The organism is Escherichia sp. TW09308 (genome assembly GCF_000208565.1).
In the GTDB taxonomy this organism is placed as follows: domain Bacteria; phylum Pseudomonadota; class Gammaproteobacteria; order Enterobacterales; family Enterobacteriaceae; genus Escherichia; species Escherichia marmotae.
Genome location: NZ_AEME01000001.1, coordinates 3,473,424 through 3,490,779, shown reverse-complemented (window position 1 = coordinate 3,490,779; position 17,356 = coordinate 3,473,424). Strand labels below are relative to the sequence as shown.

Sequence of the window (17,356 nt, the reverse complement as noted above, 5' to 3'; positions counted from 1 at the left end):
CCGAATCCTTGTTGTTGGGGAATAACCAGGTCCACCTCGCCTGATGTGGCTAAAAGCAGGCACATAACAGCTAAGTATTTTCAACCAGAGAGAATTCTTAGCCTGTACCGGCGGCGGATGTGACGGCGCTGGGTAGCGGTGCACAGACCATCACCGCCAGCGTCAGCGATCGGGCGGGTAACAGCGACGACGCCAGCCGCACCGTGACCGTCAGCCTCACCGCGCCAGTGATTGGCATCAACACCATCGCGGGCGATGACGTGATCAACGCCACTGAAAAAGGATCGAATCTGGCGCTTTCCGGCACCAGCGATCAACCTGCGGGCACGGCGATCACCGTTACGCTGAATGGACAAAACTACAGCGCCACCACCGATGCCTCCGGCAACTGGAGCGTTACCGTGCCCGCCTCGGCGGTCAGTGCGCTGGGCGAAGCCACCTACAGCGTGACGGCGAGCGTCACCAACGCCCAGGGCAACAGCAGCACCGCCAGCCATAACGTGCAGGTCAATACCGCGCTGCCGGGCGTAACCATTAATCCGGTGGCAACGGACGACATTATCAACGCCGCTGAAGCAGGCAGTGCACAAACTATCAGCGGCCAGGTAACCGGTGCGGCGGCGGGCAGCACCGTCACCGTTACGCTGGGCGGCAAAACCTACAGCGTCACCGTCCAGCCAGATTTAAGCTGGAACGTGAGCGTGCCTGCCGCCGACTGGCAGGCGCTGGGTAACGGTGAGTTAACCGTTAACGCCTCGGTCACCAACGCTGTTGGCAACACCGGCAGCGGCACGCGCGATATCACCATTGACGCCAGTCTGCCAGGTCTGCGAGTCGACACCGTTGCAGGCGATGATGTGGTCAATATCATCGAACATGGTCAGGCGCAGGTGATTTCCGGCAGCAGCTCCGGCTTTGCCGCAGGCACGGCGCTGACGGTGGTGATTAATAATCAAACTTACGCTGCAACGGTGCTGGCGAACGGCAACTGGAGCGTCGGCGTTCCGGCGGCGGATGTCAGCAACTGGCCTGCGGGAGCGCTGAACATTAGCGTTAGCGGCGCGAACAGTGCCGGAACCCAGACCAGCATTACCCATCCGGTCACCGTTGATCTCACCGCCGTTGCCATCAGCATTAACGCCATCACCAGCGATGATGTGATTAACGCCGCCGAAAAAGGCGCGGCGTTAACGCTCTCCGGCAGCACCTCCGGCGTCGAAGCGGGGCAAATCGTTACCGTTACCTTTGGCGGCAAAACTTACAGCGCCACGGTGGCGGCAAACGGTAGCTGGAGCACCACCGTTCCGGCCGCGGATATGGCGGCTCTGCGTGATGGCGATGCCAGCGCCCTGGTGCGGGTGACTAACGTCAACGGCAACAGCGCCACGGCAACGCATGAATACAGCGTCGATAGCGCCGTGCCAATGGTGACCATCAACACCATTGCCAGCGATAACATCATCAATGCCAGCGAAGCGGCGGCGGGCGTAACGGTTTCCGGCACCAGTACGGCGGAAGCGGGGCAAACGTTGACCGTCACGCTTAACGGCACTACCTACCAGACCACGGTGCAGGCGGATGGTAGCTGGAGCTTAACGCTGCCTGCCAGCGCCTTAACCACGCTTGCTAATAATGGTTACACTCTGACTGCCACGGTCAGCGATCTGGCGGGTAATCCTGGCAGCGCCAGCAAAGGCGTAACCGTCGATACCACCGCGCCGGTGATTAGCTTTAATACCGTGGCGGGCGATGATGTGATTAACAACGTTGAACACACTCAGGCGCAGATTATCAGCGGCACCGCTACGGGCGCGGTAGCGGGCGACCGCCTGGTGGTGACCATCGCCGGGCAGCAGTATGTCACCAGCACCGATGCCAGTGGCAACTGGAGCGTCGGCGTGCCTGCCAGCGTGATTTCCGGCCTTGCGGACGGCACGGTAACCATCAGCGCCACCATCACCGACAGCGCAGGCAACAGCAGCACCCAGACGCACAACGTGCAGGTGAATACGGCGGCGGTGTCACTTTCGGTCAGTACCATCAGCGGCGATAACCTCATTAACGCCGCCGAAGCAGGCAGTGCGCTGACCCTGAGTGGCACCGGAACGAACTTTGCCACTGGCACCGTAGTCACCGTGTTGCTTAACGGCAAAGGTTATAGCGCCACCATTCAAAGCAACGGGAGCTGGAGCGTGAATGTGCCTGCGGCAGACGTCGCCGCACTAGCCGATGGCACCAGCTACACGGTCAGCGCCTCCGCCCAGGACAGCGCCGGAAACAGCGCTACGGCTTCGCGCAGCGTGGCGGTAGATCTCACCGCGCCGGTGATCAGCATTAATACCGTTTCGACGGACGACCGACTCAACGCCGCTGAACAGCAGCAGCCGTTAACCCTTAACGGCTCGACCAGCGCGGAAGTGGGACAGACGGTCACCGTGACCTTTGGCGGTAAAACCTACACCGCCACGGTTGCCGCCAATGGCACCTGGGCGCTGAACGTGCCAGCGGCAGATCTGGCAACACTTGGGCAGGGCGCACAGACCATTACCGCCAGCGTGAACGACCGCGCCGGTAACCCCGGACAGACCACGCACGCACTGACTGTCGACACCGTTGCGCCGACGATCACCATCGCCACGGTGGCGGGCGACGATATTATCAACAACGCCGAGCAGCTTGCAGGACAAACCATCAGCGGCACCACCACCGCCGAAGTGGGCCAGACGGTGACCGTCACCTTTAACGGGCAAACCTGGACCGCCACGGTCGGCAGCGGCGGAAGCTGGTCCGTTTTTATTCCGGCGCAGCAGTTTGCCGGATTAAGCGACGGCAGCTACACCATCAGCGCGACGGTCGCCGATCAGGCCGGAAACCCCGCGCCAGCCGTGGCGTGACGTTGAACGGCGATGTGCCTACCGTCACTATTAACACCTTTGCGGGCGATGATGTGGTGAATGCAGCGGAACACGGCTCGTCTTTGGTGATCAGCGGCACCACCACCGCCCCAGTCGGGCAGACGCTGACCCTGACCTTAAACGGTAAAACCTACACCACCACCGTGCAGACCGGCGGTAGCTGGAGCTACACCCTCGGCAGCGCCGATGTCACTGCGCTGGCAGATGGCAACGCCTACGTGATTAACGCCTCGGTGAGCAACTCTATCGGCAATACCGGCAGCAGCAATCACACCATTACCGTCGATCTCAGCGCCCCGGCGATGGGCATTAATATCGATTCCCTGCAAGCCGACACAGGCCTTAGCGCCAGCGACTTTATCACCAGCGTCAGCCCGGTGGCGGTCAACGGCTCGCTGACCGCTGCGCTTGCCAGTAACGAGACGGCGCAAATCAGTATCGACGGCGGGGTAACCTGGAGCACGCTCACTGTGACCGGCACGACCTGGCGCTACAACGACAGCCGCACGCTGACCGATGGTAACTATCTCTATCAGGTGCGGGTCATTGATGCGGCGGGCAATGTCGGCGCGACCGACAGCCAGAACGTGGTGATCGATACCATCGCCCCAGATCCAGCGGTGAAAACCATCGCCATTAGCGCGATCACCACCGATACCGGCTTGATCACTAACGATTTTGTCACCAGCGACACGACGCTTGCGGTGAGCGGCACGCTGGGGGCGACGCTTTCTGCCGGTGAGTTCGCACAAATCAGCATCGACGGCGGCACCACCTGGCAGAACCTGTCGGTAAGCGGTTTGACCTGGACGTACCTTGACGGGCGCACGCTGACCGACGGCAACTACAACTACCAGGTGCGGGTTATCGACACCGCCGGAAATATCGGCGCGACCGCCAGCCAGATAGTCACCGTGGACACCAGCGCGCCGCTGGCGAGCAAAACCATCACCATTGCGGGCATTAGCGATGACACCGGTTTAAGCAGCAGCGATTTTGTTACCCGCGACACCACACTGACCGTGCGCGGGACGCTCGGCGCAACGCTTGCCGCCGATGAACGGGCGCAAATCAGCCTCGACGGCGGCGTTACCTGGGCCACTTTAACCGTTATCGGCACCAACTGGAGCTATGCCGATGGTCGCACACTGACCGACGGCACCTGGAACTACACGGTGCGGGTGGTGGATCTGGCGGGAAACGTCGGGCAGACCGCGACGCAAAACGTGGTGGTTGACACCACCAGCCCGGAAGCGGCAAAAAGCATCACCATTACCGGCATCAGCGATGACACCGGAGCCAGCAGCAGCGATTTTATTACCAGCGACACCACGCTTACCGTGCGCGGCGTACTGGGCGCGGCGCTCGGTGCTAACGAGTTCGCGCAAATCAGCACCGACAACGGCGCAACCTGGGTGAACGTGATCGTTGCCGCAGACGGCCTTAACTGGAGTTACGTTGACGGGCGCACGCTGACCAACGGCACCACCACCTGGCAGGTGCGGGTGGTCGATCTGGCAGGCAACGTCGGCGCAACGGGCAGCCAGACGGCGCAGATTGATACCGTTAATCCGGCGCAGGTGTTGACCATCGCCAGCATCAGCACCGACACGGGGAGTTCGGCCACCGACTTTATCACCAGTGATACCACGCTCACGCTGACCGGTTCGCTGGGGGCGGGGCTTGCCAGCGGCGAAGTGGCGCAGATTAGCCTCGACGGCGGCGCGACCTGGACCACGCTCACCACCAACGGCACGCAGTGGACTTACACCGACAGCCGCACGCTGACCGATGGCAGCTACGTTTATCAGGTGCGGGTGCTGGATCTGGCGGGGAATACCGGCCCGGTGGTGTCGAAAACGGTGGTGGTCGATACGATTAACCCCACCGCCACGCCGACTATTGTGTCGTATACCGATGATGTCGGGCAGCGTCAGGGGACGTTAAGCAGTTCGCAGGCCACCGACGACACCACGCCGCTGCTGAACGGCGTGCTCTCCGGCCCGCTGGCCAGCGGCGAAGTGGTTTATCTCTACCGCAATGGCCTGCTGTTAGGCGCGGTGACGATGGTCGGCGCACTGAACTGGACTTACAGCGACAGCGGTCTGGTCAGTGGCGCGTACACCTACAGTGCGCGAGTGGTGGATCTGGCAGGGAATATCACCTCCTCCAGTGATTTTGTTCTGACGGTGGATACCTCTATTCCGACCACGCTGGCGCAAATCACCAACCAAACCACGCGTGACACCACGCCGATTATCAGCGGCGTAATCACCGCTGCGCTTGCCAGCGGGCAGTACGTCGAAGTGGTGATCAACGGCAAAACCTACACCTCGCAGCCGGGCGGCGCGGTGGTAGTCGACCCGGCACACAATACCTGGTATGTGCAACTGCCGGATACCGATGCACTGGCAGCGTCCGCAACCGCTTATAACGTCACCGCGCAGGTGAAAAGCTCGGCGGGCAACGGCAACACCGCTAACGTCAGCAACGGCACGGTGACGGTCAACGCGGCAATTGATTACACGCCAGCCTGGACGACCGCCAATAAAACAACCGCCTGGGGGCTGACCTACGGCCTCGACAACCACGGGATGTGGACGGTGCTGGCGAACCAGCAAATTATGCAATCAACCGATCCGCTCACCTGGTCGAAGACCGCACTGACGCTGGTGCAAAGCGGCAACAACTACGCCACCAGTTCCATTGCCGATTACGACCGCAACGGCACGGGCGATCTGTTTATTACCCGCGATGACTACGGTACGGGCTATATCAACGGCTTTACCAATAACGGCGACGGCACCTTTTCCAGCGCGATTCAGGTGAACGTTGGCACGCTGACGTGGTATGGCTCGATTGTGGCGTTTGATAAAGAGGGCGACGGCTATCTCGATTTCTGGATTGGCGACGCTGGCGGGCCGGACTCCAACACCTTCCTGTGGAATAACGCGGGCACCCTGGTAGGCAACTCCACCACCGCCAACAACGGCGGGAGCGCCACGGTCGGCGGGTTGGTAAACGGCTATCTTTCACTTAACGAAGGTTCCGGCGTCGATCTTAACAATGACGGCAGGGTAGATCTGGTTCAACACACCTTCAACCTGAATAACTTCTACACCCTTTCATCGCTCATCAGCCAGGGCAACGGCACGTTTGTCTGGGGGCAGAACACTATCAACACCTTCCTCAGCGTTGCAGGCAGCGGTGGTAACTCGACGTCTGTCTCCATGACCTGGGCAGATTTCGATGGTGACGGCGATATGGATCTCTTCCTGCCTGCCAGTCAGGGGAGGGCAAACTTCGGCTCGCTGTTATTCAACACCAACGGCGTACTGGGGAGTCCGGTTGCGGTGGGCGCAACGGGCACAACCTATGCCAGCCAGTTCAGCGTAGCGGTGGACTGGGATCATGACGGGTTAATGGATATCGCCCGTATTGCCCAGACCGGACAGTCGTATCTTTACACCAACGTTGGCGGTGCCAGCAACTGGACACAGTCGGTACTCGGCGGCAGCCAGAGTGGCACCACCAGCGGTGTGGCGGCAATGGACTACGACTGGGATGGCGCGGTGGATGTACTGGTGACCAAACAGTCGGGCAGCGTGTTCCTGATCCGTAACACCAACACGGTGAGCTACGGCACTTCGCTGCACCTGCGTATTACCGATCCCAACGGTATTAACGTCTATTACGGTAACACCGTGAAGCTGTACAACTCGGCGGGTGTGCTGGTCGCCACGCAAATCATCAACCCGCAGTCGGGGATGGGGGTTAACGACACCTCGGCGCTGGTCAATTTCTACGGGCTGAATGCCGGAGAAACCTACAACGCGGTGTTGATCAAATCCACCGGTGCCACCGCCAGCAATATCGACCAGACGGTAAACACCACCTGGGGCGGTTTACATGCCACTGATGCTACCCATGCTTACGATCTCAGCGCCGAAGCAGGCACTGCGAGCAACAACGGCAAATTTGTCGGCACCGGCTATAACGACACTTTCTTCGCCACCGCAGGCACCGACACTTACGACGGCTCCGGCGGCTGGGTGTACAGCTCCGGCACCGGAACCTGGCTGGCGAACGGCGGGATGGACGTGGTTGATTTCCGGCTTTCGACGGTGGGCGTGACCGCTAACTTAAGCAGCACCGCCGCGCAGGCCACCGGTTTTAACACCTCGACATTTACCAATATCGAAGGCATTTCTGGATCGAATTTTAACGACACCCTGACCGGCAGCACAGGCGATAACCAACTGGAAGGGCGCGGCGGTAACGACACGCTCAATATCGGCAACGGCGGTCACGACACCTTGCTCTATAAACTGCTCAACGCCAGCGACGCCACCGGCGGCAACGGTTCGGACGTGGTGAATGGCTTTACGGTAGGGACATGGGAAGGTACCGCCGACACCGATCGCATTGATATTCGTGAACTGTTACAGGGTAGCGGCTACACCGGAAACGGCAAAGCCAGCTACGTCAACGGTGTGGCGACGCTGGATGCACAGGCCGGAAACATCGGTGATTTTGTCAAAGTTACCCAGAGCGGCAGCGACACCATCGTGCAGATCGACCGCGACGGCACGGGCGGCGGCTTTGCGACAGCTAACGTGGTCACGCTGACGGGCGTGCATACCGACCTTGCCACTTTGCTGGCGAATCATCAATTGATGGTGGTGTAGATAATGAAAAAAAATGCCCAGTCCGTGGAAGCCTGGCTGGAGGCGATGATCGCCGTGGCGCGCTATTATCGACTTGATTTTTCTCAGGAGAACGTGCGCGCGACCGTCAACTGGGAGCGCGACAGTAAACGGGAGGAGTTACTCACCGACATGGCGCGGCAGTTGGGGATGGGGCTGCGGCTGGTCGAGTTTTCCGCCGATTCGCTTAACCCCTGGCGGCTGCCGTTGATTGCAGTGTTTGATAATCAGCAGGTCGGCGTGATCACCCGGCGCGACAACCACGACAATATCAGCATTCAGTTCAGCGGTGACGAAGGGCTGGAAACTACGCTTAACGTCGCGGATGTTGAAGACAAAATCGTCGAACTGGCGCTGCTGCGACCACTTAGCGCCATCCCTGATGCGCGGGTAGATGACTATATTCGCCCGTATCAGGCGAACTGGTTCTGGAATCTGTCGCTGAAAGACTGGCGGCGCTACGGCGATATTATGCTGGCGTCACTGGTGGCGAACGTGCTGGCGCTGGCGGCGATGATTTTCTCGATGCAGGTTTACGACCGCGTGGTTCCGGCGCAGTCGTACCCGACGCTATGGGTGCTGTTCGCCGGGGTGATGATGGCGATCCTGTTTGAGTTTTGTATGCGCATGGTGCGCACACATCTTTCCGATGTGATTGGCAAGCGGGCGGATCTGCGTATTTCGGATCGCGTTTTTGGCCACGCATTACGGCTGAAAAATAACGTGCGTTCGAAATCCACCGGCTCGTTTATCTCGCAGATCCGTGAACTGGAATCGGTGCGGGAGCTTATTACTTCCACCACCATCGGCGCGGTGGCAGACCTGCCGTTCTTTCTGCTGTTTGTCTTTATTCTGTGGATGATTGGCGGCTGGCTGGTGCTGGTGGTTTTGTTGGCGCTGCCGTTGCTGGTGATCCCCGGCCTGCTGGTACAACGCCCGTTAGCGCGGCTGGCGAACGAAGGGATGCGCGAATCGGCGGTACGCAACGCGACGCTGGTGGAAGCCGTGCAGTCGATTGAAGACATTAAACTGTTGCGCGCCGAACAGCGTTTCCAGAATCAGTGGAACCACACCAACGACGTGGCCTCGTCCATCAGCATGAAGCAACGCTTTCTCACCGGGTTGCTGCTTACCTGGACTCAGGAAGTGCAGTCCATCGTTTACGTGGTGGTGCTGTTGGTGGGCTGCTTTATGGTGATGAACGGCGACATGACCACCGGCGCACTGGTCGGGACGACGATCCTGGCTTCGCGCACCATTGCGCCGCTGTCGCAGATATCCGGCGTGCTGTCGCGCTGGCAGCAGGCGAAAGTGGCGCGTAATGGCCTCGATGAACTGATGAAGCGCCCGGTGGATCAGCCGGAACACGGCAAACTGGTGCATAAAGCGGTGCTGCACGGTAATTATCAGTTCAGCAACGCGGTGTTTTATTACGACGAAGAAGAGAAGATTGCCGATGTGGCAATCGGCAAACTCAACATTCAGGCCGGAGAGAAAATCGCCATTCTCGGGCGCAACGGCGCGGGTAAATCGACGCTGCTGCAAATGCTCGCCGGAATGCGTATCGCCCAGCAGGGGCAGGTGCTGCTGGATAACATCAGCATCGGGCAGCTTGATCCGGCGGATTTGCGTCGCGACATGGGGCTACTCAGCCAGACCGGGCGACTGTTCTTCGGCTCGCTGCGGGAAAACCTCACCATGGGGATGCCAGAGGCCAGCGATGAAGATATCGAACGCGCGTTAATCCTCAGCGGGGCGCTGCCTTTTGTGCAGAAGCAGAAAAACGGCCTCAACTACATGATTCAGGAAGGGGGATTTGGCCTTTCTGGCGGTCAGCGGCAAACGCTGCTGCTGGCGCGGCTCCTCATCTCTCAACCCAATATTGTCCTGCTCGACGAACCCAGCGCCTCGCTGGATGAATGGCGGAAGCGCACTTAATCGAACAACTGAAACAGTGGATTGGCCATCGCACGCTGGTCATCGCCACTCACCGCACGGCGATGCTGCAACTGGTGGACAGGATAATCGTGATGGATCAGGGGCGGATTGTCATGGACGGTGCGAAAGAGGCCATTTTGCGTGAGCAGGGCGAACCCACGGCGCGACGCGTGGTGTTACAGGAGAAGAATAAGGGGTCTGCCGCATGAACGGACAAATGCAATACAACCGTGGCCTTAATGAACCGCATCTGCCGCGATCGGCGCTGGCAGTTCGCGTTACCGCAGTGATGCTGCTCTGTTTTCTCGGCTGGGCGTGGTATTTCCAGCTTGATGAAGTGACTACCGGCAGCGGCACCGTAGAACCTTCCGGGCGCGAACAGGTGGTGCAGTCGCTGGAAGGCGGCATTTTGTATCATCTCGACGTGAAGGTGGGCGATATTGTCGAACAGGGTCAGCCACTGGCGCAGCTTAACCGCACCAAAACTGAATCCGACGTACAGGAAGCGATGTCGCGGCTGTACGCAGCGCTGGCAACCTCGGCGCGGTTGCGGGCGGAAGTCAGCAATAAACCGCTGGTGTTCCCTGACGAACTGAATAAATTTCCCGAACTTATCGAATCCGAAACGGCGTTATACAACACCCGCCGTGAAGGGTTAAGCAAAGCCACCACCGGACTGACGCAAGGGATTAGTCTGGTCAATCGTGAACTGGCAATGACCCAGCCGCTGGTGAAACAAGGGGCGGCGAGCAACGTGGAAGTGCTGCGTTTACAGCGCCAGGCTAATGAACTGGAAAACAAACTTAACGATGTGCGTACACAGTATTACGTTCAGGCGCGGGAAGAGTTAGCAAAAGCCAATGCGGAAGTGGAAACCCAGCGCTCGGTGATCCGTGGGCGGGAAGATTCTCTCACCAGGCTCAACTTTACCGCGCCGGTACGTGGCATTGTCCAGGACATTGACGTTACCACAGTTGGCGGCGTCATCGCCCCCGGTGGTAAACTGATGACTATCGTGCCGCTGGATGAGCAACTGCTGATTGAGGCAAAAATCTCCCCGCGCGATGTGGCATTTATCCATCCGGGGCAAAAATCGCTGGTGAAAATAACCGCTTACGATTACTCCATCTACGGCGGCTTGCCAGGAGAAGTGGCGGTGATCTCACCGGACACCATTCAGGATGAAGTGCGGCGCGATGTTTATTACTATCGGGTGTACATTCGCACCTTCAGCAACCATCTGGAAAATAAACATAAACAACAGTTTCCGATATTCCCAGGTATGGTCGCGACAGTAGATATCCGCACGGGCAAAAAGAGCGTGCTGGATTATCTGTTGAAACCCTTTAACAAAGCACAGGAGGCGTTGCGCGAACGATGAACATTAGCGATGTGGCAAAAATTACCGGCCTGACCAGCAAAGCCATCCGCTTCTATGAAGAGAAGGGATTGGTGACACCGCCAATGCGCAGCGAAAACGGCTATCGCACCTACACGCAGCAACATCTCAACGAACTGACGTTACTGCGCCAGGCGCGCCAGGTGGGCTTTAACCTGGAAGAGAGCGGAGAGCTGGTGAACCTGTTTAACGATCCGCAGCGACACAGCGCCGACGTAAAACGGCGCACGCTGGAGAAAGTGGCGGAGATCGAACGGCATATTGAGGAATTGCAAGCCATGCGCGACCAGTTGCTGGCGCTGGCAAACGCCTGCCCCGGCGATGACAGCGCCGATTGCCCGATTATCGAAAATCTCTCCGGCTGCTGCCATCATCGGGCGGGGTGAAAAATCAGTTAATCCCCGTTTGCACAGAAAGAATATGCTGCAAACTTTCTACCATAATGCGTCCCGACTGAAATAAACCTTCCTGGATTGCGTTGCTGGCATTAACAGCGTGAACCAGGGAGGCTAATAAAACAACTTGTAAGAACGCAAAGATAAATGCACCAATAATCATAATATGCATCAGAGTTGGTTTTTTTTCATTCTTCATTTTAAATAGCCCACAAACTGGCCTTCCTTCATTAATGCGACTTTCCCTGTATGGTGATAAACAATCACGTTATAAAGACCAGACTGGTATACGGTGGCATCTTTATTATCTTCATCAATCGCGCATAATGAATCATTGAGATAAGCAAAGTTTTTACTGCTCATTCTAAAGGTGAGACCAAAACCTTTATAAATGGATTTTTTAGCGGCCTGGGCGTGTTGTGCGGCTTCTGCGTTTTTATAAGCCTGCGCCTCGGATGCACTTAAAATAGCCGCCTGGCGCTGCTGTTCTGCAAGATAACAGGTGTTATGGCTGACGCCCTGCGCCTGGCAATCTGCGATACGGGAAGTGGAGGAGCTACAGCCAGCCAGTAAGATAATAGTCAGCAGGGAAAACGATTTAATGGTGCTATTCATCATTATTAACCTTAAAGAATTGAGAAATATTGCGAATAAGAAATCGCTATAAAATTTAGAAAGAATATCCCACGCCGACACCCGCGCCGAAATCAGATTGTGTGTCTGCAGAGACACCCGCTTTAATTACTGTATGAATTCCAGCGTTAAACGAAGCACCGACAGATACCGCAGATTCATTATTAAATGTACCCGCTCCGGCAGACACCATCATAAAATCACCTGTCTTAACCTGAGGCTGTGAAGCAATAGCGACGGCTGACGCGATACCTGCATTAGCTTCTTTACGGTTATCTTCCACCTCATGTTTCAACGAACTGAAATTGTTATTGAGTGAATTGATTTGTTGGCTGTTATCTGCGACACGTTTTTGGGTATTTGTTAACTGCTGATGCGTTTGGGTTACGTCTTGTGTCAGGCTGTCAATTTGTTCATGTGTTTGGGTTGAGTCTTGTGCCAGACGCTGAATTTGCTCCCCGTATTGCACGCTGTCGATATGCTGCTGCGTTGCCTGGTTGGTTGTGAGGGTATCTATTCTTTGTTTTTGTTCTGCTGTGGTACGTGTATTAGCGTCATTTTGTGCGGCCAGCCTGGCGTTAACCATCTCCTGATAATGTGCGCTGGTGCGGGCATCTCCAAGTGCGGAAACCGTTTTTTGTGTAGTGTCGAGTTGTTGCTGCTGTGCATCGGTAGCGGCTGTCTGTCTGGCGTCGATCATGCTCTGATAACGGGCGGCAGTCTGTACATCGCCAGTGTCGGCAACGGTTTTCTGGGTTTTGCCGAGTTGTTGCTGCTGAACGGCAATATCGTTACGGTTCTGCTCGATATTGTTTTTGTTTTCAGTCACGGCACCAGAAAGTTTGACGCCGTTCATCAGTGCGGTGTTGGCGTTAATGTTGGCATGGTCAGCCGCTGACTGAGCATGTACGACATCGCCTTTCAAGGTGCTGACATCTGACTGCACGACCGAGACATCATTGCGGGTGTCAGCAATGGCGACTTTATTAGCATCAATATCCGTCTGCGCCACCATAATGGCATGATGTGCGTCATCGGCTTTCAGCGATGCCCAGTTGGCTGTGTGCTGCGCGTTCTGAATGGCGGTATCCTGCCCGTTGTCGCGGTCGAGCTGCGCTTGATTGGTTATCGGGTTCAGCGTACTGGTGGGCTGTACGGGAGAGGCGGCTGTATCATCGGCTTTCTGAGGCGTTGTAGTTTTGTAATTATGTGCAATTAGATAATTTTGTGTAGCAGCACTGTTCCCTGTCCTTTCTAAAAATCGACCAATTTTCTGATCAATTTCCATTTGCGACATTCCTGGCTGGATTGCCGCTAATTCTGTCGCTGCTGCCTCAACAGTATCACCCGCAAACGCAGATGGACTTACCGCGGTAGCAACAACAACAGCCAGTAAAGACAACTTTACAGATTTCATGCATTTTTTCTCGATCAAAGTAAGTCACGTTTATTGTTCTAAAGAAAACAAATATTGTTTCTATAAGAAATAATATGCGTTGCAATTTGAACGAAATCTACGCCGCCATTTGTGTGATGTAAAGCGCATTTTTATGCGATGTAAGCGTAAACACTAGCCAAAAGAAACATTGGTTGTTTCTTATATAAATAATTATGAAGTTCATTTCGTGCTATTTCCTTGTAAAAAAGAGTAACGACTTGTTTTTATAAGCGAAATAAATTCCGTTTCTGGGCTAAACGTGAAGAGGTTCCTGATGTGTGCTAGAATGCGTTTCTTTGATAAATCTCAATTTTTAAGAGGTTTACGCCAGGCAAGGAAATTAAATGAATGAATTTGAGAAGATTTTTAATGAAATGAATCTGGACAGGGCGCTACTCCCCATCCTTTTTCGTTCGAATCGTTCCACGGTGTGGAAGTATTTAAGCGGCGATAGTACGGCTCCTGCCTCTGCTATGTCGCTGATCATGCTGTTGCAGTTGATCCAGAAGAGAAACCCCGATCTGTTAGCCGAATGGTTAACGCTTTCTGATTTTACCATTCCGCCAGAAGTGTACCTGGACCAGCCTGATTACTGGAAAGGGTGGGTGTATACCCAACATAAGGTCAATAAAAACGTCCTGGAATATCTAAAAAAACACTATCCGGATGAAGACCAAAAAAGTATGAGTAAAGGCCGGGAAGAGTAATTTTGCCTCTACTCGGCTATATGCCGGATGCGGCGTAAACGCCTTATCCGGCCTACGATTTAGGCACAGATTTGTAGGCATGATAAGACGCGTCAGCGTCGCATCAGGCGTCGGTGCACGACTGCCGGATGCGGAGTAAACGCCTTATCCGGCCTACGATTCGGGCATATTTTTGTAGGCCTGATAAGACGCGTCAGCGTCGCATCAGGCGATGACCGCACGGATGATCAACGTTATCCCTTCAATCGCAATCACCTCAACATGCGTGCCTGCACCTAAATCTTCGCTGGCGCTGACCGGCCATGAACTGTCGCCAACGCGCATATGGCCACGCCCGTTGACCAGCGGCGTTTCCAGCACAAAACGACGACCAATTAACTGTTGTCCGCGTTGGTTTAGATGACTATCGCTGTGCTTTTGTTCGCGTACCCGCCGCGACAGCCATTTCCACCACAGCCAGGCGGCGAGTAACGTCAGAACAGCAAACATCACCCCTTGCCATTCCCAACCCAGCGGCAGTAGCCAGACCACCAGACCAGTAATCACCGCCGCGACACCGCTCCACAGCAGATAACCATTGCCGCCCAGCATCTCGGCCGCCAGCAGCAAACCACCGAGACTCAGCCAGAAAATATGCGGGTGGACTACCAGCAACGCGATCATGATTTAGCCCGCTCGCTGGCGCTGTCTTTCACCAGTTCGGCAATCCCGGCAATCGACCCCATCAGACTACTGGCGTCTAATGGCATCATTACCACTTTGCTGTTACTGGACGACCCGATCTGCTGTAACGCTTCGGTGTATTTCTGCGCCACGAAGTAGTTCACCGCCTGAATATCGCCAGAGGCAATGGCTTCAGACACCATTTGGGTGGCGCGGGCTTCCGCTTCGGCGGAACGTTCACGCGCTTCGGCCTGTAAAAAAGCCGACTGACGTTCGCCTTCCGCTTTCAGGATTTGCGATTGTTTTTCACCTTCCGCTTTGAGAATTTCCGCCTGGCGTATCCCTTCCGCTTCAAGGATGTAAGCGCGTTTGGTACGTTCCGCTTTCATCTGCGCGTTCATCGAAGAGATCAGCTCTGCCGGTGGGCGTACATCACGAATTTCGATGCGGGTGACTTTTATCCCCCACGGGTTAGTGGCTTCATCGACAATATGCAGCAGGCGCGAGTTAATGCTATCGCGCTGGGAGAGCATTTCATCCAGTTCCATCGAACCCAGTACGGTACGGATGTTGGTCATGGTCAGGTTAATGATTGCCAGCTCCAGATTGCTGACCTCATAAGCTGCGCGTGGGGCATCAATCACCTGAATAAAACAGACTGCGTCGATAGTCACGTTGGCGTTATCTTTCGAGATAACTTCCTGGGAAGGAATGTCGAGTACTTGTTCCATCATATTGATCTTGCGACCAATGCGATCCATAAACGGCACCACCAGGCTTAGCCCCGGTTGCAATGTTTTGGTATAGCGGCCAAAACGTTCCACCGTCCACTGATAGCCCTGCGGCACGATTTTGACGCCTGCGCCAACAATCACCAGCGCGACAAAAATAAGAATCGGGATAAAGATAAGCATCGGAAAAACCTCCTGTTGTACCGTCCATAATGAGCAAAGTTGCTGCTTGATTAAACAAATTATACCTGATTACTGAAAGGGAGTTCCCCCTTATTACTGTGGAGGATAAACTGTTTTTAGTAAAAATCAGAAAAAGGGATGGGTAATGCCGGAAAATAGTCTTTTGCTTCAGTTACACAACGTCGGATATCTGGCGGGTGATACGAAGATTCTTAATAACATTAATTTTTCGCTGCGAGCTGGCGAATTTAAGTTAATTACCGGCCCTTCCGGTTGCGGCAAAAGTACGCTGCTAAAAATAGTTGCTTCATTAATCAGTCCGACCAGCGGAACGTTACTGTTTGAAGGCGAGGATGTCAGCACACTAAAGCCGGAAATCTACCGCCAACAAGTTTCTTACTGTGCCCAGACGCCGACTCTGTTTGGCGACACAGTATACGATAACCTGATTTTTCCCTGGCAGATCCGTAACCAGCAGCCTGATCCGGCCATTTTTCTCGATTTTTTCGAACGCTTTGCTTTGCCGGATACCATCCTGACTAAAAATGTCTCCGAGCTTTCCGGTGGTGAAAAACAGCGCATCTCGTTGATTCGCAATCTGCAATTTATGCCGAAGGTATTATTACTCGACGAAATTACCAGCGCGCTGGACGAAAGCAACAAACGTAACGTCAATGAGATGATCCACCGTTATGTACGCGAGCAAAATATTGCTGTGCTGTGGGTGACACACGACAAAGATGAAATTAATCATGCGGATAAGGTAATTATGCTGCAACCGAATGCCGGAGAAATGCAGGAAGAACGCTATGAACACGCATAATATTACTAACGAGTCGTTGGCGCTGGCATTAATGCTGGTGGTGGTGGCAATCTTAATTAGCCATAAAGAAAAACTGGCGCTGGAGAAAGATATTCTCTGGAGCGTCGGGCGGGCGATATTCCAACTGTTCATCGTTGGCTATGTACTGAAATATATATTCAGTGTTGATGATGCCAGCCTGACATTATTGATGGTGTTATTTATCTGCTTTAATGCGGCGTGGAATGCGCAAAAACGGAGCAAATATATTACTAAAGCCTTTGTTTCGTCGTTTATTGCCATTACGGTGGGGGCGGGAATTACTCTGGCGGTGCTGATTTTATCGGGTTCGATTGAGTTTATCCCGATGCAGGTGATCCCTATCGCCGGGATGATTGCTGGTAATGCGATGGTTGCTGTGGGGCTGTGTTATAACAATCTCGGGCAGCGGTTTATCAGCGAACAGCAGCAAATCCAGGAAAAATTGAGTCTTGGTGCGACGCCGAAGCAGGCGTCTGCAATATTAATACGCGACAGTATTCGCGCGGCTTTAATTCCGACGGTCGATTCAGCAAAAACGGTTGGCTTAGTGAGTTTGCCGGGAATGATGTCCGGGTTGATATTTGCCGGGATTGATCCGGTGAAGGCGATTAAATATCAGATTATGGTGACTTTTATGTTGCTCTCGACCGCCAGTCTGTCGACCATTATTGCCTGCTATTTAACTTATCGTAAGTTTTATAATTCGCGCCACCAGTTGGTGGTGGCGCAATTGAAGAATAAATAATGCGATGGCTGATGCGACGCTGGCGCGTCTTATCATGCCTACAAATCCGGGCAAGCGTC

10 protein-coding genes and 2 pseudogenes are annotated in these 17,356 nt (G+C 55.0%); 7 read left to right on the top strand and 5 right to left on the bottom strand.

Features of this window, described 5'->3' with window-relative positions; translation table 11 throughout:
• Positions 1 to 179: 179 nt before the first annotated feature.
• The 4 genes and pseudogenes from ESM_RS1000000127880 to cueR all read left to right on the top strand — a co-directional run.
• Positions 180 to 7,603, top strand: a pseudogene (locus ESM_RS1000000127880) (Ig-like domain-containing protein); the annotation flags it as partial.
• A 3-nt stretch (positions 7,604 to 7,606) separates the two neighbouring features.
• Positions 7,607 to 9,768 (top strand): annotated as a pseudogene (locus tag ESM_RS01000000125135) (type I secretion system permease/ATPase).
• On the top strand, positions 9,765 to 10,940 hold the full coding sequence (locus ESM_RS0116615; RefSeq protein WP_001014334.1) for an HlyD family type I secretion periplasmic adaptor subunit: 1,176 nt from the start codon (positions 9,765 to 9,767) through the stop codon (positions 10,938 to 10,940). Before ESM_RS01000000125135 ends, ESM_RS0116615 begins: the two are co-directional and overlap by 4 nt.
• Positions 10,937 to 11,344: a Cu(I)-responsive transcriptional regulator gene (gene cueR / locus ESM_RS0116610; RefSeq protein ID WP_001026744.1), complete on the top strand. Its 408-nt coding sequence runs from the start codon at positions 10,937 to 10,939 to the stop codon at positions 11,342 to 11,344. The genes ESM_RS0116615 and cueR overlap by 4 nt, the downstream gene beginning before the upstream one ends.
• Before the next feature lie 4 nt (positions 11,345 to 11,348).
• Here the strand turns inward: cueR and ESM_RS0116605 are convergent, their stop codons facing one another.
• The 3 genes from ESM_RS0116605 to ESM_RS0116595 are packed head-to-tail and all read right to left on the bottom strand — an operon-like array spanning position 11,349 to position 13,283.
• Entirely contained in the window at positions 11,349 to 11,552 is a 204-nt protein-coding gene (locus tag ESM_RS0116605) for a hypothetical protein (RefSeq protein WP_000787079.1), read from the bottom strand.
• On the bottom strand, positions 11,549 to 11,971 hold the full coding sequence (locus tag ESM_RS0116600) for a hypothetical protein (RefSeq protein WP_010379366.1): 423 nt from the start codon (positions 11,969 to 11,971) through the stop codon (positions 11,549 to 11,551). Before ESM_RS0116600 ends, ESM_RS0116605 begins: the two co-directional genes overlap by 4 nt.
• Positions 11,972 to 12,023: 52 nt before the next feature.
• Positions 12,024 to 13,283, bottom strand: a complete 1,260-nt coding sequence (locus ESM_RS0116595) for a YadA C-terminal domain-containing protein (RefSeq protein WP_237708220.1) — start codon at positions 13,281 to 13,283, stop codon at positions 12,024 to 12,026.
• 485 nt (positions 13,284 to 13,768) lie between these two features.
• Between ESM_RS0116595 and ESM_RS0116590 the strand changes: the two genes are divergently transcribed.
• Positions 13,769 to 14,131 (top strand): hypothetical protein, encoded by a 363-nt coding sequence (locus ESM_RS0116590; RefSeq protein ID WP_001001646.1) that lies wholly within the window; start codon positions 13,769 to 13,771, stop codon positions 14,129 to 14,131.
• Positions 14,132 to 14,335: 204 nt separating this feature from the next.
• Here ESM_RS0116590 and ESM_RS0116585 read toward each other — a convergent pair whose 3' ends face one another.
• Together ESM_RS0116585 and ESM_RS0116580 are read right to left on the bottom strand one after the other, a co-directional pair.
• Positions 14,336 to 14,794: an NfeD family protein gene (locus ESM_RS0116585; protein WP_000561077.1), complete on the bottom strand. Its 459-nt coding sequence runs from the start codon at positions 14,792 to 14,794 to the stop codon at positions 14,336 to 14,338.
• On the bottom strand, positions 14,791 to 15,708 hold the full coding sequence (locus ESM_RS0116580) for an SPFH domain-containing protein (protein ID WP_000904499.1): 918 nt from the start codon (positions 15,706 to 15,708) through the stop codon (positions 14,791 to 14,793). Before ESM_RS0116580 ends, ESM_RS0116585 begins: the two co-directional genes overlap by 4 nt.
• A gap of 145 nt (positions 15,709 to 15,853) precedes the next feature.
• Between ESM_RS0116580 and fetA the strand changes: the two genes are divergently transcribed.
• Positions 15,854 to 16,531: an iron efflux ABC transporter ATP-binding subunit FetA gene (gene fetA / locus ESM_RS0116575; RefSeq protein WP_001114841.1), complete on the top strand. Its 678-nt coding sequence runs from the start codon at positions 15,854 to 15,856 to the stop codon at positions 16,529 to 16,531.
• Positions 16,518 to 17,297 carry an iron efflux ABC transporter permease subunit FetB gene (gene fetB / locus ESM_RS0116570; protein ID WP_010379356.1) on the top strand — a complete coding sequence of 260 codons (780 nt, stop codon included), beginning with the start codon at positions 16,518 to 16,520 and terminating at the stop codon, positions 17,295 to 17,297. The genes fetA and fetB overlap by 14 nt, the downstream gene beginning before the upstream one ends.
• Positions 17,298 to 17,356: the final 59 nt, after the last annotated feature.

What these genes read in the sequence shown, in the direction of transcription:
- ESM_RS0116615 (WP_001014334.1), top strand. Translation starts at nt 9,765, where the DNA reads ATGAACGGACAAATGCAATACAACCGTGGCCTTAATGAACCGCATCTG.
- ESM_RS0116600 (WP_010379366.1), bottom strand. Translation starts at nt 11,971, where the DNA reads ATGATGAATAGCACCATTAAATCGTTTTCCCTGCTGACTATTATCTTA.
- cueR (WP_001026744.1), top strand. Translation starts at nt 10,937, where the DNA reads ATGAACATTAGCGATGTGGCAAAAATTACCGGCCTGACCAGCAAAGCC.
- ESM_RS0116605 (WP_000787079.1), bottom strand. Translation starts at nt 11,552, where the DNA reads ATGAAGAATGAAAAAAAACCAACTCTGATGCATATTATGATTATTGGT.
- ESM_RS0116590 (WP_001001646.1), top strand. Translation starts at nt 13,769, where the DNA reads ATGAATGAATTTGAGAAGATTTTTAATGAAATGAATCTGGACAGGGCG.
- ESM_RS0116585 (WP_000561077.1), bottom strand. Translation starts at nt 14,794, where the DNA reads ATGATCGCGTTGCTGGTAGTCCACCCGCATATTTTCTGGCTGAGTCTC.
- ESM_RS0116595 (WP_237708220.1), bottom strand. Translation starts at nt 13,283, where the DNA reads ATGTCGCAAATGGAAATTGATCAGAAAATTGGTCGATTTTTAGAAAGG.
- ESM_RS0116580 (WP_000904499.1), bottom strand. Translation starts at nt 15,708, where the DNA reads ATGCTTATCTTTATCCCGATTCTTATTTTTGTCGCGCTGGTGATTGTT.
- fetA (WP_001114841.1), top strand. Translation starts at nt 15,854, where the DNA reads ATGCCGGAAAATAGTCTTTTGCTTCAGTTACACAACGTCGGATATCTG.
- fetB (WP_010379356.1), top strand. Translation starts at nt 16,518, where the DNA reads ATGAACACGCATAATATTACTAACGAGTCGTTGGCGCTGGCATTAATG.